Here is a 12995-nt window from a genome sequence, read left to right on the forward strand (position 1 = left end):
TCTCAGGCGTGGAAGACGGCAGGCATGGATTCGGGTGAACCCACTAGCGTTGGGTCATTCTTGATCAGATCAGCCCATCGGACTTCCATCCCGTTGCGATGGGCCTTTTTGGTGATCTTGATGCCGGTGGGATCCAGCGTCACGGTGAAGGGTTGTCCTTCTACGTCGATCTGGCGCTTCAGTGGCTTGTCCAGTGGTGTCATGTAAATCTCCTGGGAAACATAAGCAACGCATCGCGGCTGCGTTTGTCTATGTGTTCATTATGAGAGGCTGGTGTGGCGTTGCAGTGGGAGCGTTCGGGCAGACTCTGCACGAAACGCGCAACAACTCCCTGCGCAATCCACAGCGTGACCATGCAACGACGTTCGTCAAGAACAAGGCAAGAAGTTGTGAGCGTTATGCGTACAAGGTGTTCGTTTGCATGTAATGATTCATGTTGGCCACGCATTCTGCGGCCGGCGCTCCCGCCACATCTGGACTTCGACACGGCATGAAAACCACGTTTCGCCAGGTTGTGTCGCCCGTTTATGAATCTGCCCTGAGCAAAAGCAGTGCCGCTGCTGACGGGTGTTTGACTTTGAAGGGTGCGTTTACACTTAATACACAAACGCTTGCATACAAGGGGCTGCGTGAGGCTGCCACCGTTAGGCAAACCTGCCTGGCAGGAATGGTAAAGTAGGCATGCAGCTTGATAGCGGTTACAGTCCACACGGCACGACGCAAAAAATCATGTCGTCACTTCAGGAGAAATTTCATGAATCGCATGGTATTTGGCATTGCAGTCGCCTGTATCGGATTGGCCATCGGCGGATGCAACAACCCCAACGGTAACAGCGGTGCGGCCCCTTCCGCCGGTGGAGAAGGGAATTCCCAGCCGTCAACACCGCCGCCAGCGGCACCCGTAGCCCCGGCGACGGTTAACGCACCAGCGACATCGCATAGTGCCATGATGCCGCCGGCCAGCAGTGGTACTGCCAAGGAGATGCCGGCTTCACCGTCGACTTCTTCAGGCCATTAAATCGGAGGGAGCTAGTTTGTCGTCGGCCGTCACGCTGACGACAAACTAGCAGTAGTCGTATTCACGACTGCTGAAACTTTTTGATCTGATATTCACGCTATCGGGTGCTATCGGGTGCTATCGGGCCCAGTGTCCGATCACCTAACGAAAAGGCCACCTGAGGGGTGGCCTAAGTCTTTGACTAAGTTGGTGGGCGGTACAAGGATCGAACTTGTGACACCTGCCGTGTGAAGGCAGTGCTCTACCGCTGAGCTAACCGCCCGCCGTAAACGCGAAACTATACGGATTACGACAAGTCGGGTCAATCGTCGGGATGCTTTTGGCGTTCCAGGGCCAGTCCTAAGCATTGGGTAGCTAAAATATCCCGTTACCCTTGCCAAGCAGCCCGCACCATGCATGTTGATCTTTCGCATATCCTGCAATCCCTAGAGAACTTCCACCTGACTCCGTGGAAAGTAGTGGGATACCTGGGTACCTTGATGTTCACCGGTCGCTGGTTCGTGCAGCTTTACTACACCCGCAAACATAAGCGGGTGATGATGCCGCTTTCGTTCTGGTGGATGTCGGTAACGGGCAGTGCCTTATTGCTGGCTTATTTTGTGTTCGGCAAGAACGACTCGGTGGGCATTCTTTCCAACTTCTTTCCGGTGTTTGTGTCGGTCTACAATCTAGTTGTGCATCTGCGGCACCAGAAGAACAACGTTACCGGTGACGACACAGTCTGAGTCGTGTGGTGTGATGACGTGATGGTATCGATTTATTCGGGGTCGTAATCGAGATTGGGTGCAAGCCAGCGTTCGGTTTCTTCGCGTGTCCAACCTTTGCGCTTGGCGTAATCGTTAACCTGTTCGCGGGTGATGCGCCCCACCACAAAGTACTGGCTGTCGGGATGCGAGAAATACCAGCCCGACACGGCCGCCGTCGGATACATCGCGAAACTGTCGGTCAGCTCGATGCCTGTGTTGTGAGGTGCGTTGAGCAACTTGAATAGGGTGGCTTTTTCCGTGTGGTCCGGGCAGGCCGGATAGCCAGGGGCTGGGCGAATGCCACGGTATTTTTCGTCGATCAGCGCTTCGTTATCGAGCGTTTCGTTCGGCTGATATCCCCAGAATTCACGGCGCACGCGCTCATGCATGCGCTCGGCAAATGCTTCAGCCAGTCGATCGGCCAGCGCTTTGAGCAGAATGGCGGAGTAATCATCGTGAGCTGCTTCAAAGCGTGCAACGTGTTGTTCGATACCGATGCCTGCGGTGACGGCAAAGCCGCCGAGCCAATCCTGTTTGTTTGCTTCTTTGGGGGCGATGAAGTCGGACAGACAGAAGTCGGGGCGTTCGACGGGTTTTTCGGCTTGTTGGCGAAGGTGATGCAGGTCATGCGTTTTCTTGCCATCGTGTGAGGACAAGACGATGTCATCACCAACACGGTGTGCCGGCCAGAAGCCGATCACGGCACGTGCGGTTAGCCAGCGCTCGGCGATGATCTTGTCGAGCATGGCTTGTGCATCGGCAAACAGTTCGATGGCCTGCGTGCCAACCATCGCGTCGCCGAGAATTGCCGGATAGCGGCCAGCCAGTTCCCACGTTTGGAAGAAGGGGGTCCAGTCGATGTATTCGCGCAGTTCGGCAAGGTCGTAGTGGTCGAAAGCGGTCAGGCCGGGCTTGTTGGGCTGTGGCGGCGTGTAGTTGGCCCAGTCGCCCTGGAAGCGTTGGTTGCGCGCATGTTCCAGCGGCACCAAGGTCTTGGCTGTGCCACGATGCTTGTGGCGTTCGCGAATGTCGGCGTACTCGGCGCGGATCTTCGTCATGAAGTTGTCGAGCAGATCCTGGCTCACCAGCGATTGCGCCACGCCCACGGCGCGTGATGCGTCCTTCACCCATACCGTGGGCGCCTTGTAGTGGGGCTCAATTTTCAGCGCGGTATGCGCGCGCGAGGTGGTGGCGCCGCCAATCAACAAGGGAATCTTGAAGTCTTGGCGCTGCATCTCGCGCGCGACCTGGCTCATTTCTTCCAGCGACGGCGTGATCAGACCAGACAAGCCGATGATGTCTGCGTTGTGTTCACGCGCTGTGTCCAGGATTTTTTGCGCTGGTACCATCACGCCAAGATCGATCACCTCGAAGTTGTTGCAGCGGAGTACCACCCCGACAATGTTCTTGCCGATGTCGTGCACATCGCCCTTCACGGTGGCCATCACGATGGTGCCGTTGTTCTTGCCAGCGTCGCCGGTGCGCAGTTTTTCCTCTTCGATATATGGCAGCAGGTAGGCCACGGCCTTTTTCATCACGCGGGCGGATTTCACCACCTGCGGCAGGAACATCTTGCCGGCGCCAAACAGATCGCCCACGATGTTCATGCCGTCCATGAGTGGGCCTTCGATCACATCCAGCGGACGGCTGGCCTGCTGGCGTGCTTCTTCGGCGTCTTCATCGACGAACTGGTCGATGCCGTGCACGAGTGCATGCGCAAGCCGGTTCTGTACCGACTTTTCGCGCCAGGCTAGGTTCTCGACAACGACTTCGCCTTTCTTGGCTTTGTACTGATCGGCAATGTCCAGCAAGCGTTCGGTAGCATCGGAACGTCGATTGAGCACCACGTCTTCGACGTGTTCGCGCAATTGTGCGGGTACGTCGTCGTAGATCATCAAGGCGCCGGCGTTGACGATGCCCATGTCCATGCCCGCCTTGATGGCGTGGTACAGGAACACGGAGTGGATCGCCTCGCGCACCGTGTTGTTGCCGCGAAACGAGAATGAGACGTTGGATACACCGCCGGAGATGTGACTAAGCGGGAAGCGTTTCTTCAACTCGCGGGTAGCTTCGATGAAATCCACAGCGTAGTTGTTGTGTTCCTCGATGCCGGTGGCGATGGCGAAGATGTTGGGGTCGAAGATAATGTCTTCCGGTGGGAAATCGAGCTTTTCAGTCAACAGTTGGTAGGCGCGGGAACAGATCTCCACCTTGCGCGCGCAGGTATCGGCCTGGCCCTGTTCGTCGAACGCCATCACGACGACGGCGGCGCCGTATTCCAGCACCTTGCGAGCGTGCTCCAGGAAGATGTCCTCGCCTTCCTTCATCGAGATCGAATTGACCACGCCTTTGCCTTGCAGGCAGCGCAGGCCTGCTTCGATCACCGTCCATTTGGACGAGTCGACCATCACTGGCACGCGTGCGATATCGGGTTCGGCGGCGATCAGATTGAGGAAGCGCGTCATTGCCGCCTCGGAATCGATCAGGCCTTCGTCCATGTTCACGTCGATGATTTGGGCGCCATTGGCAACCTGCTGGCGCGCGACGTCGATCGCTTCTTCGTAGCGCTCTTCTTTGATCAGCTTCTTGAATTGGGCTGAGCCGGTGACGTTGGTGCGCTCGCCGACGTTGACAAACAGCAGGTCGGGGGTGATGACCAGTGGTTCCAGGCCGGAGAGGCAGGTGTGGCGTGAGGTGTTCATACCGCATCTTTCTCTTTGGACGGCATGGCGCGAGGCGCGTATGGGCGCACCGCTTCCGCAATAGCTTTGATATGCGCGGGCGTCGTACCGCAACAGCCGCCCACCATATTGAGCAGCCCATCGCGCGCAAAACCGCCGATCACCGAGGCCATTTGCGCTGGTGTTTCATCGTATTCGCCAAAGGCATTGGGTAAACCGGCGTTCGGATGTGTGCTGACAAAGCACTCAGCCACATTGGCCAGTGTCTGCAGATGTGGGCGCAGGTCGGCCGCGCCCAGCGCGCAATTCAAGCCCACCGACAACGGACGGATATGTTTGATGGAGTAGTAGAACGCTTCGGCCGTCTGGCCAGACAGTGTGCGGCCGGAGCGATCGGTGATGGTGCCGGAGATCATCACTGGCAGGCGGCGACCGCGTGCACGGAACAGTTCGCTCAGTGCGAACAGGGCCGCTTTGGCATTGAGCGTGTCGAAGATGGTCTCGACCATGATCATGTCGGCGCCACCATCGACCAGTCCGCAGGCCGCCTCGTTGTAGTTGCTGACCAACTCTTCGAAGGTGACGTTACGAAAGCCTGGATCATTGACGTCCGGTGAAAGTGAAGCGGTGCGGCTGGTGGGGCCGAGGATGCCAATGACGAAGCGCGGCTTGGCCGGTGTTTTGGCGGTAAAGGCATCGCAGGCTGCGCGCGCCAGCTTTGCACCTTCGCGATTTAATTCGTAGGCGAGATGTTCCAGGTGGTAATCCGCTTGACTGATACGCGTAGAGTTGAAGGTGTTGGTTTCGACCAGGTCCGCGCCGGCTTCCAGATATGCCTCGTGCACATCGCGGATGATGTCCGGCTGGGTCAGCGTCAGCAGATCGTTGTTGCCTTTCAGGTCGCAAGCACCGGGATGATCGTGATGGTGCATGTGGTCGCTGTCGCGTCCATCCACGAAACGCGCACCGCGAAAACCATCTTCGTCCAAGCGATGGCCTTGCAGCATAGTGCCCATGCCGCCGTCGAGGATCAGGATACGTTCGCGCAAAACGGCTTCGAGCGATGCAACACGGTCAGGATGGAGCCAGGAGAGGGTGCTCATGAGGAAACTCCTTACGGCTTGCGCGCAAGCAGGCTGATCACTTCAAAATGCGGCGCCTTGCGTTCGCGGCTGAGTCGATTGCAATGGATGACATCAAGCTTGGCCTGGGTGGCAAGCTTGGTCAGATCCTGCTGGGTAAAGCCCAGGTTGCGATGATCGAACGGCGCCACGACGGCGGGGTGATCATGCTTGCCGAGCGTCACGGCCAGCAACCTTCCACCGGGGCGCAGCACGCGTGCAGCTTCGGTGAGTGCCTTGCTGGGATGCTCGGAATAGGTGAGTGCGTGCAGCATCAGCACGAGGTCGAAGTGATGGGTTTCCAGTGACAGTGCATGCATGTCGCCGTGTCGGACTTCGACGTTGTCGAAATGGGCGAGCCGCTTGGATGCCGCCTCCACCACGCGTTCGCTCGCGTCCACGCAGACAATGGAACGTGCATGCGGTGCGAGCAATTCCGCCGTGATGCCGTCGCCGGATGCGATGTCCAGCACATCGCCGGTTTCGAGCAGTTGCAGCAGCGAGCGGGTCAGGGTTTCCCAGGTGCGGCCGGGCGAGTAATGGCGTTCCATGTCACCAGCGACAGTGTCGGCCCAGCCCTCTTCACGTGCACGTTGGACCAGCACGATGGGCAGGCGTGCGGCGTCTTCGCGCAACAGGGCATCGTCGATGCTTTCGCGCAGCGAGCGGATCAGCGCATGCTGGTGCTCATCGCTTTCACTATTGGCGCGGTAATAAGCCGAAACGCCTGCCCGGCGATCACGCACCAACTCGGCTTCCTTGAGCTTGGCAAGATGGGTCGATACGCGTGGCTGTGCAAGGTGCAGGACCGCGGCCAGTTCCGCCACGGTCAATTCCTCGCGTTCCAGCAGGGCCAGCAGCCTTACGCGAGTGGGGTCGGCCAGCAGGCGCAACACGCTGGAGGCAGTCGCCAGATCCATCGTGCATCCTTATATCGCGATATAGAGATGAGAAAGGGTAGGCGGGGACGCGAGGGGAGTCAAGGAAGAGTAAGGAGGGCAGTTACACATATCCGTTTTCGGGGCTGTTGCATTTACTGTGAATGAAGATGCCATGATCTCCGCTGCAGCAATCATTCATAAGCTGACAGTCGTTACACGCAACACGCGGGATTTCGAGCGTTTTCAAGTTCCCTTGTGCATGTCTTTCAGGACTACCGCCACAGTTTCTGCTGCCCCGCAACAAGGCTTGGTTATCCCTCACGCTAAAATAAGGGGCTTTCCCCGTCTTGTTCCCCGGAGCCGCTCATGGATTTCCGTTTCACCGAAGACCAGCTTTCCATCCAGGCCATTGCCCGCGATTTTGCGCAGAAGCGCATCGTGCCGGTGGCGGCGGAGTTCGATGCCAAGGGCGAGTTTCCGCTGGACAACATCCGGGAGATGGGTCAGCTCGGCCTGATGGGCATTGAAGTGCCGCATGGGTATGGTGGTGCTGGCATGGATCCGATCAGCTATGTGCTGGCAATGATCGAGATTGCCGCGGCCGATGCGGCCACTTCCACTGTCATGTCGGTCAACAACTCGCTGTTCTGCAACGGCATCCTCAAGCATGGGACGGAAGAACAGAAGCAGAGATACGTGCGTGCGATCGCGCAGGGCGAGGCGATCGGTGCGTATGCGTTGACGGAATCGCAATCGGGTTCGGATGCCTCGGCTATGCACACACGCGCGTCGAAGAATGCCGATGGTAACTGGGTAATCAACGGCAAGAAGAGCTGGATCACTTCCGGTCCGGTCGCACGCTACATGGTGTTGTTTGCCATCACCACGCCAGGCATCGGCGCCAAAGGTGTGTCGGCCTTCATTATCGATACGCAGAAGCCGGGCTTTCATGCCGGCAAGATTGAGCCCAAGCTCGGTATTCGCGCATCGGCTACCTGCGAAATCGAGTTCAGCGAATACGTCTGCTCGAAAGACGACCTGTTGGGTGCCCAGGGCAAGGGTTTCTCCATCGCCATGGGGGTACTCGACGCCGGCCGCATCGGTATTGCGTCGCAGGCCGTGGGTATTGCGCGCGCCGCATACGAAGCCACGCTGCAGTGGTCGCGCGACCGCAAAGCCTTCGGCCATCCGATCGGCACCTTCCAGATGACGCAGACAAAGATCGCCGATATGAAGTGCAAGCTCGATGCGGCCACCTTGCTGACCTTGCGCGCCGCCTGGGCCAAGGACGAGGCGGAAAAGAACGGTGGTCGTTTTGGTACCGAGGCGTCGGTGGCCAAGCTGGTGGCGTCGGAAGCCGCGATGTGGATCGCGCACCAGGCGGTGCAAATTCATGGCGGCATGGGTTATTCCAAGGAAATGCCGTTGGAGCGCTACTTCCGCGACGCGAAGATCACCGAAATCTACGAAGGTACCAGCGAGATCCAGCGCATGGTGATTGCGCGTGCCGAGACCGGTCTGCGTTGATGGCTCGCAGGTTCTGCGGCCATAGGGCCGCAGAACCTCAGATCCTAGTTTGGACGTTTTAGGTAGTCACCCATCTACCCAAGTTAACACATAGCCAAATAAGCCGACTACGAGCTCTTCGCCTTCTTGGCACTCTTGCTCAGAAGATCGTAAGCACGTCTGCTTCGCCCAATGATTGAAGATAACGAAAAGATTGCAAACAGGTTCTTAGCCCCGGTTCTCTACGCCTCAAGCGCTTTCCAGCGACTTGTTTTCGTGCACTTCAGGCGTCAGCAGCCGTTCACGGCCAAAGCAACAGGTGAAGGTGGAGCCTTGGCCCGGGGTGCTGCGGATGTCCAGGCGCGCCTGATGCAGACCCAGCACATGCTTGACAATGGACAGGCCCAGGCCCGTGCCGCCGCTGTCGCGCGAACGGCTGGACGAGACACGGTAGAAGCGTTCGGTGAGCCGTGACAGATGATCGGCGGGAATGCCATAACCGGTATCGATCACCGAGTAATTGGCGCCTTCCGCGGTGCGTTCCCAGCGGATGGTAATGCGGCCACCGGTGGGCGTATAGCGCACGGCGTTGCTGACCAGGTTGGATAGCGCGCTGTGCAGGTCTTTCTGCGAACCCAGCAGATCGAGCTCGGCGGTGGATTCGACAGTGATGCTATGACGGCCCTGACTCAACGCTTCGGCCTCCTTGCGCAGGGTGGCCAGCAGCGGCGTTATCGGCACGCGTTCTTCGGCGACGTGATCCTGGGTTTCCAGGCGCGACAAGGTCAGCAGATCTTCCACAATCTGACCCATGCGCTTGGATTGCGCGCGCATTTCGCTGAGCACCGGCGCCAGGTGCGGTACGTCTTCCGGATCGAGCAGTTCGAGATAACCGTGAATGACGGTAAGCGGTGTGCGCAATTCGTGCGACACGTTCGCCACGAAGTCACGGCGGATCTGCTCCAGGCGGGACATATGGCTGATATCGCGTGCTAGCAGCAGATGCTGGCGCTGACCAAACGGCAGCAAAGTCACGTTGATGTGGCGACTGGGTTGGCCTGGTGCGCTGACATCGTTCAACGGTTCCGGTGAGGGTTCCTGCAGCCAGCCAGCCAGTTCGGAGTTGTACATCCTGTCTTTTAGCAGCACGCCGCGATCTTGCGGACGGCGCAGGCCAAGCAGGCTTTCCGCAGCATGGTTGAACCAGTGTACGCGCTGGTCTTGGTCGAGCAGCACGATGGCATCCGGCAGGTTGCCAGCGGCGCGGCGCAGATCATGCAGATTGGCGGCTAGGCGTTGGGAGCGCATCATGAATCGGTCATGCCGGGATGGGTCGGAGTTTGCTGGTGAAGCGGGGGAGGGTGAACTCATCATGGGCTTAGCAATGTGACGCAAGTGCGTCAGTAGCAAGACAATCTCTGCTACAGCGGCAAGCGCCACGCTGGTTGCTACGTAGCCGCCGGCAAGCCAACCGGCGAGGCCGCCCACGAACAAGCCGCCGAACAGGGCAAGCGGGAGTTTCCAGGTGCGTGACGCTGCTGGCATGGCTTGGTCAGGAGTGAGCAGGGAGGAGTGAGCAGGGAGGATCGATCAACGAGAGAGAGGCCGAGCGCAGCGCGTTCTTGCCTCTCTCATATTTTTCACTTCTCTCCCTCACTCCTCAGCTCTTTCAGTGGCTGGTAGAGAATCGATAGCCAGCGCCCCGGACCGTCTGCACCATGTCCTCGAGCTTCCACGGCTCGAGCGTCTTGCGCAGGCGACGAATGTGCACATCCACCGTGCGCTCTTCCACGTACACGCTGCCGCCCCACACGTGGTCAAGCAACTGCGCGCGTGAGTAGACGCGTTCCGGATGGGTCATGAAGAAGTACAGCAGACGGTATTCGGTCGGGCCGATCGGTACCGGTCCGTCGCCCGCGAACACGCGGTGCGCTGGACCATCGATGCGCAGCCGGCCCAGCTCAACCATACCCGAGCCATCATCGCCCTGGCTGCGGCGCAGCACGGCCTTGATGCGGGCGATCAGCTCGCGGGTGGAGAAGGGCTTGACCACATAGTCATCGACACCCGCTTCCAGGCCGTTGACGCGGTCCATTTCCTCGCCGCGCGCGGTCAGCATGATGATGGGGACTTCGCGGCTCAGTTCTTCCTTGCGCAGCCGGCGGGCAAGGTCTAGGCCGCTGGTGCCGGGCAGCATCCAGTCGAGCAGGATCAGGTCTGGAACCTGTTCGGCAATGGACATCTGGGCCGTGCGTGCGTCCGCGGCTTGCGCGGTATCCATACCGGCTTTGCGCAGGGCGAAGGCGACCATGTCGCGGATGGAAGCTTCGTCTTCAACAATAAGGATGCGTTTGTGCACGCTAAGTCCGATGAGGTTGGCCTGTGACGCAAATATTGCAGCGGTGAAATGTTACGTGACAATGACACTGCGTGAAAATCCCGTCCTGATCAGGGGGAAGGCCCCTACGTCAAGGCGAACCGTTCCCCAGACCGAAACAAGGGTGCCCGCTACATGCGCCATGGGAACCGAACTGCTGCTGGGTCTGGTTGTTGCCATCCGGATTGTCATCCGTGGCCACTCGACGCTTGCGCAGTTCCATCACCAGCGGGGTGAGTTCGGTGATATGGGCCTGGATGCGAGCCCGGGCGTAATAATCCAGATCGGAGCGCTTGAGCAAGGTCTTGAGCTGTTCCATGGCGTCGAACGGCCGGCCCGACAGGTAGCTGGCCTGGGCATAGGCTTCGCCGGCCCGCACGCTGTCGCCGGCCTTTTCGCTGGCGCGGGCATAGGCCGTGAAGAGGTCTGGCTCATCGGTATCCTCCAGCATCGGGCGCAGCATATCGGCGGCCTGGCTGGCCTGGGCCTTGGTGCCGCCGACGGTCAGCGCATTGGCATAGGCGACGCCGATCGCCTTGTTGCGCGGCGACTGGGCGTTGAGCGCGGCGTAGATATCCAGCGCGGCGGCCCGCTGGCCGGCCTGGAAGCGGGCGTCGGCCATGGCCAGACGCAACACCAGGTTGTCCGGGTATTTGTCGAGCAGGGGCTGCAACGGCGGAATCGCCTTGGCGCCTTGGCCGCTGTGGGTAAGGGCCAGCGCATAGCCGTAATAGTTCTCAAGGGTCTTGAAACTGCCGTCCTTGCGGCCTAGCAGTTCGCTGTAATAGCTGGCCATGCGGTATGGGTCGCCAGACAACACGCGCACACGTTCGCGCATCAGCAGGTAGTTGTTGGGGCTGGGCTGGCCATTGCTGGCGGTGAGCAGGGTGGTGGGATCCTTCACGTAGGCGATCGGCGCGGTCTGCTTGGCCCAACTGGATTTATCGAGCAGATTGCCGGTGGGTAGCGATTTCTGTTCGGTGATCAGCGCGCTGGCGCGTGCCTTGGCATCGGCGATGCGCTGGGCGGTGACCGGGTGATCCTGCAGTAGCGAAGGCACATTGATGCCGCCAGAGTCGGCGCTCATGACATCTTCCATGCGCCCGAAAAAGCCCGCCATGGCATTGGGATCGAAGCCTGCCTTGGACAGCGTCATGATGCCAGTGCGATCCGCCTCGGCTTCATCCTTGCGGGTGAAGTTGATTTCCTTCTGCATGATGGCACCCTGCCCACCCAGCAAGGCCGCTGCTGCGGCCTGGCCTCCAGCAGCACCGCCGGCGGCGATCGCACCAAGCGCTACCAGCGCCATGAGTGGGGTGTCTTTTTTGACCGATTCATACGCGCGCTGCAGATGGTTTTGTGTGATGTGGCCAATTTCGTGCGCCATCACCGCGGCGAGTTCGTCCTCGCTGCGGGTGATGATGATCAAGCCAGCATTGACGCCGATATAGCCGCCAGGTGCGGAGAACGCGTTGATCACCGGATCCTTGACGATGAAGAAAGCGAAGTGATCCTTTGGCTTGGCGGAGTTCGATGCCAGCCGGAAGCCGAGATTGTTGATGTAGTCGTCCAACAGCGGATCGTTCACGACCATGTCCAGCGCACGCATCTGCTGCTGCAGCATAGCGCCGTAATCCTGGGCTTCCTGCGGCGAAATCAGTGCATTGGCCGAGCTGCCAAGGTCGGGCAGCCGGACATTGTCAGGCTTGTCCTGGGCGCCGACCACAAAGGTCAGCCCAGCCAGCGCGAGCGCGGTCAGCAGGCGTTTACGGAGATGTCGTAGTGCCATGGTCATAGGTCAATGACAGTACCATTTAAGACCTTTCCGTCGTGTTGCAGTTCAGTATCAAGCGACTTGTTTTCAAAGGTTGTCGCCGCCATTTACGGCGCAAGTAATTTCGGAGTCCTGCAATGCCCAAGATCGAAGTCTATTCCACCGCAGTATGCCCCTATTGCGTGGTGACCAAGAACCTGCTGAAGGCTAAGGGTCTGAGCTGGGAGGAGGTACGCGTGGATACCGATCTGGCGCAGCGTGACATCATGCTTGCGCGCAGCGGTGGTCGCCGCAGTGTGCCGCAGATCTTCATCAACAATCAGCACGTTGGCGGGTACGACGATTTGGTCGCCGCCGATCGCAGTGGCAAGCTGGCGCAATGGCTGGGTGAAGTGGCATGAGTACGGAAAAGGATCGCGTCGCCGAATTCACCTCATTCCGCCAGCGCATGAACGAGCGCATCCTGGCCGAAGACCACCAGGTGGTGCGTCGCTTCTTCGCGCTTGATACGCAGACGTACAAGGCTGGTGTGCTGGACGTGAAGACCAAGGAGATGCTTGGCTTGGTCGCCTCGATGGTGCTGCGTTGCGACGATTGCATCAGCTATCACGTGGCGCAGTGCAAGGAGGTGGGCGTAAGTCGCGAGGAATTCTTCGAAGTATTTAGCGTGGGGCTGGTGGTGGGTGGTTCAATCGTCATTCCGCATCTGCGCCGGGCCGTGGATTTTCTGGATCGACTGGAGTTGGGTGATATGACGGGACAGGGTATTGGGTGCGGCGACCACGCGTAGGGTGCAAAACCCAACATAACTCTCATCCGTGCCATGTTGGGGTTTGCACCCCAAGCTACGATCGTTCGATTTAAGGCGATGCTCCATACGAGCATTTGCAA

Annotated in this window: 12 protein-coding genes and 1 tRNA gene; 4 read left to right on the forward strand and 9 right to left on the reverse strand. The window is 59.1% G+C overall.

Features of this window, described 5'->3' with window-relative positions; all coding sequences use genetic code 11:
- Positions 1 to 2: 2 nt before the first annotated feature.
- From EO087_RS01575 to EO087_RS01585, 3 genes are all read right to left on the reverse strand, one after another.
- On the reverse strand, positions 3 to 203 hold the full coding sequence (locus EO087_RS01575; RefSeq protein ID WP_128897338.1) for a hypothetical protein: 201 nt from the start codon (positions 201 to 203) through the stop codon (positions 3 to 5).
- A gap of 532 nt (positions 204 to 735) precedes the next feature.
- The gene (locus tag EO087_RS01580; RefSeq protein WP_128897339.1) at positions 736 to 978 is read right to left on the reverse strand and encodes a hypothetical protein; all 243 of its coding nucleotides are present in this window, start codon (positions 976 to 978) and stop codon (positions 736 to 738) included.
- 227 nt (positions 979 to 1205) lie between these two features.
- Positions 1206 to 1280 (reverse strand) — tRNA-Val (locus EO087_RS01585).
- A gap of 130 nt (positions 1281 to 1410) precedes the next feature.
- On the opposite strand from EO087_RS01585, the gene EO087_RS01590 reads away from it, so the two are divergent.
- Positions 1411 to 1743, forward strand: coding sequence for a lipid-A-disaccharide synthase N-terminal domain-containing protein (locus EO087_RS01590; RefSeq protein WP_128897340.1), 333 nt, complete (start codon positions 1411 to 1413; stop codon positions 1741 to 1743).
- A gap of 32 nt (positions 1744 to 1775) precedes the next feature.
- On the opposite strand, the gene metH is transcribed toward EO087_RS01590, so the two are convergent.
- The 3 genes from metH to EO087_RS01605 are packed head-to-tail and all read right to left on the reverse strand — an operon-like array spanning position 1776 to position 6486.
- Positions 1776 to 4466, reverse strand: a complete 2691-nt coding sequence (gene metH / locus EO087_RS01595; RefSeq protein ID WP_128897341.1) for a methionine synthase — start codon at positions 4464 to 4466, stop codon at positions 1776 to 1778.
- Positions 4463 to 5548, reverse strand: a complete 1086-nt coding sequence (locus EO087_RS01600; protein WP_128897342.1) for a homocysteine S-methyltransferase family protein — start codon at positions 5546 to 5548, stop codon at positions 4463 to 4465. The genes metH and EO087_RS01600 overlap by 4 nt, the downstream gene beginning before the upstream one ends.
- A gap of 11 nt (positions 5549 to 5559) precedes the next feature.
- Entirely contained in the window at positions 5560 to 6486 is a 927-nt protein-coding gene (locus tag EO087_RS01605; RefSeq protein WP_128897343.1) for a metalloregulator ArsR/SmtB family transcription factor, read from the reverse strand.
- Positions 6487 to 6813: 327 nt separating this feature from the next.
- Between EO087_RS01605 and EO087_RS01615 the strand changes: the two genes are divergently transcribed.
- Positions 6814 to 7974, forward strand: a complete 1161-nt coding sequence (locus EO087_RS01615; protein ID WP_128897344.1) for an acyl-CoA dehydrogenase family protein — start codon at positions 6814 to 6816, stop codon at positions 7972 to 7974.
- 228 nt (positions 7975 to 8202) lie between these two features.
- On the opposite strand, the gene phoR is transcribed toward EO087_RS01615, so the two are convergent.
- The 3 genes from phoR to EO087_RS01630 form a co-directional block, all read right to left on the reverse strand.
- Entirely contained in the window at positions 8203 to 9264 is a 1062-nt protein-coding gene (gene phoR, locus EO087_RS01620; protein ID WP_240669166.1) for a phosphate regulon sensor histidine kinase PhoR, read from the reverse strand.
- A gap of 358 nt (positions 9265 to 9622) precedes the next feature.
- Entirely contained in the window at positions 9623 to 10312 is a 690-nt protein-coding gene (gene phoB / locus EO087_RS01625) for a phosphate regulon transcriptional regulator PhoB (protein WP_128897346.1), read from the reverse strand.
- Positions 10313 to 10421: 109 nt separating this feature from the next.
- Positions 10422 to 12125, reverse strand: a complete 1704-nt coding sequence (locus EO087_RS01630) for a M48 family metalloprotease (RefSeq protein WP_128897347.1) — start codon at positions 12123 to 12125, stop codon at positions 10422 to 10424.
- A gap of 116 nt (positions 12126 to 12241) precedes the next feature.
- On the opposite strand from EO087_RS01630, the gene grxC reads away from it, so the two are divergent.
- Complete coding sequence (grxC, locus tag EO087_RS01635; protein WP_128897348.1) at positions 12242 to 12505, forward strand: glutaredoxin 3; 264 nt, start codon at positions 12242 to 12244, stop codon at positions 12503 to 12505.
- A complete protein-coding gene (locus tag EO087_RS01640) occupies positions 12502 to 12894 on the forward strand; it encodes a carboxymuconolactone decarboxylase family protein (RefSeq protein ID WP_128897349.1) in 393 nt (130 codons plus the stop codon). The genes grxC and EO087_RS01640 overlap by 4 nt, the downstream gene beginning before the upstream one ends.
- The last annotated feature ends 101 nt before the right edge of the window (positions 12895 to 12995 follow it).

Origin of the sequence: Dyella sp. M7H15-1, from assembly GCF_004114615.1 — a bacterium.
Taxonomy (GTDB): Bacteria; Pseudomonadota; Gammaproteobacteria; order Xanthomonadales; family Rhodanobacteraceae; genus Dyella_B.

Bases quoted from the DNA above. Each gene is read 5' to 3' on its own strand.
- phoR (WP_240669166.1), bottom strand. From the start codon at position 9,264: ATGATGCGCTCCCAACGCCTAGCCGCCAATCTGCATGATCTGCGCCGC.
- EO087_RS01605 (WP_128897343.1), bottom strand. From the start codon at position 6,486: ATGGATCTGGCGACTGCCTCCAGCGTGTTGCGCCTGCTGGCCGACCCC.
- EO087_RS01590 (WP_128897340.1), top strand. From the start codon at position 1,411: ATGCATGTTGATCTTTCGCATATCCTGCAATCCCTAGAGAACTTCCAC.
- grxC (WP_128897348.1), top strand. From the start codon at position 12,242: ATGCCCAAGATCGAAGTCTATTCCACCGCAGTATGCCCCTATTGCGTG.
- EO087_RS01630 (WP_128897347.1), bottom strand. From the start codon at position 12,125: ATGACCATGGCACTACGACATCTCCGTAAACGCCTGCTGACCGCGCTC.
- EO087_RS01575 (WP_128897338.1), bottom strand. From the start codon at position 203: ATGACACCACTGGACAAGCCACTGAAGCGCCAGATCGACGTAGAAGGA.
- EO087_RS01640 (WP_128897349.1), top strand. From the start codon at position 12,502: ATGAGTACGGAAAAGGATCGCGTCGCCGAATTCACCTCATTCCGCCAG.
- metH (WP_128897341.1), bottom strand. From the start codon at position 4,466: ATGAACACCTCACGCCACACCTGCCTCTCCGGCCTGGAACCACTGGTC.
- EO087_RS01615 (WP_128897344.1), top strand. From the start codon at position 6,814: ATGGATTTCCGTTTCACCGAAGACCAGCTTTCCATCCAGGCCATTGCC.
- EO087_RS01600 (WP_128897342.1), bottom strand. From the start codon at position 5,548: ATGAGCACCCTCTCCTGGCTCCATCCTGACCGTGTTGCATCGCTCGAA.